This window comes from Stenotrophomonas sp. HMWF003 (assembly GCF_003061285.1).
GTDB classification, from domain to species: Bacteria; Pseudomonadota; Gammaproteobacteria; order Xanthomonadales; family Xanthomonadaceae; genus Stenotrophomonas; species Stenotrophomonas maltophilia_AP.
In genome coordinates, this window is sequence record NZ_QAIW01000393.1 from 498 (window position 1) to 1,937 (window position 1,440).

1 protein-coding gene is annotated in these 1,440 nt (G+C 66.8%); it reads right to left on the reverse strand.

All coding sequences use genetic code 11. The features are described 5' to 3' along the window. Positions 1–98 precede the first annotated feature (98 nt). Entirely contained in the window at positions 99–1,313 is a 1,215-nt protein-coding gene (locus DBR34_RS16815; protein ID WP_038686203.1) for a D-alanyl-D-alanine carboxypeptidase family protein, read from the reverse strand. Between the last annotated feature and the right edge of the window lie 127 nt (positions 1,314–1,440).

The window sequence follows — 1,440 nt, forward strand, 5'->3', positions numbered from 1 at the left end:
AGCCGCTCGCTGTAGGCGGCACACCGTCGACCGGCACCCCGCACCCAAAAAAAGACCGGCTTTCGCCGGTCTTTTTTTTTACTACGGTCGGGCAGGAATCACTCCGATTCCCACCACATCCAGAAGCTGTCCCACAGGCGCTTGAAGAAGCCGGCCTCTTCCACCGCGGCCACGGCCACCAGCGGGGCTTCGGCCACCACCTTGCCATCCAGGGTCACCTTCAGCGAGCCGATCTGCTGGCCTGCGGTGAACGGCGCCTCCAGGGTCTTGGGCACGTCGATGGTCGGCTTGAGGTCGTTGTAGCGGCCACGCGGCACGCTCACCAGCAGCGGCTGGGCCACGCCCAGCTGCACGGTGTCGGTCTTGCCCTTCCACACCTTGTGCTCGGCCACGGCCTTGCCGGGTTCGTACATGCGGTGGGTTTCGAAGAAGCGGAAGCCCCAGTTGAGCAGCGCCAGGCTGTCATCGGCACGCTGCTTTTCCGAGCTGCCGCCCAGTACCACCGCGATCAGGCGCTGGTCGCCGCGCTGCGCCGAGCTCATCAGGCAGTAGCCGGCTTCGGAGGTGTGGCCGGTCTTGATGCCGTCCACGCTGCCGTCGCGCCACAACAGCAGGTTGCGGTTGGGCTGCTTGATGGTGCCTACGGTGAATTCCTTCACCTTGTTGTAGGCGTAGGTCTCCGGGTAGTCGCGCACCATCGCCCGGCCCAGCAGCGCCAGGTCGAAGGCGGTGCTGTGGTGGCCCGGCGCGGTCAGGCCGTGCGCGTTGACGAAGTGCGAGTTCTTCATGCCGATCTTGGCGGCGTAGCTGTTCATCAGCGAAGCGAAGGCCTCTTCGCTGCCGGCCACGTGCTCGGCCAGGGCAATCGCGGCATCGTTGCCGGACTGGATCGCCATGCCCTTTTCCATGTCTTCCAGGCGCGCGGTCTGGTTGACCGGGAAGCCGCTGTAGCTGCCGTCGGTACCGGCGCCACCTTCGCGCCAGGCGCGCTCGCTCATCATCACCTGGTCGTCGGGACGGACCTTGCCGTTCTTGACCTCGGCAGCGACCACGTAGGAGGTCATCACCTTGGTGATGCTGGCCGGGGCCAGCTGTTCATGTTCGTTCTCGCCGGCCAGCACCTGGCCGGTGGCGTAATCCATCAGCACCCAGGCCTTGGAGACGCTGGGCTTGGGCGCCGGCGGGGTGGCAACGGTGATCGGGGCGGCGGCAGGAGCAGGCGTCGGCTGCGGGGCCGGCTGCGGGGTCTGGGCAGAGACCACGCCCACCAACAGGGTCGTGGCCATGGCAGCAGCGGCAAAGCGGAATTTCATCGGACAGCAAGCTCCTGGAGGGCGCCAAGGTGGAAAGAGGGGTGGGCCATTGTAGGCCCATGCAACGGTGCGGCGTGTGGCGGCCGGCGGCGGCCGCCGTGCCGGTCAATCCTTCACGATCTGCGGC

Excerpts from the sequence above, each read along its gene's own strand:
- DBR34_RS16815 (WP_038686203.1), bottom strand. The coding sequence starts at position 1,313 with ATGAAATTCCGCTTTGCCGCTGCTGCCATGGCCACGACCCTGTTGGTG.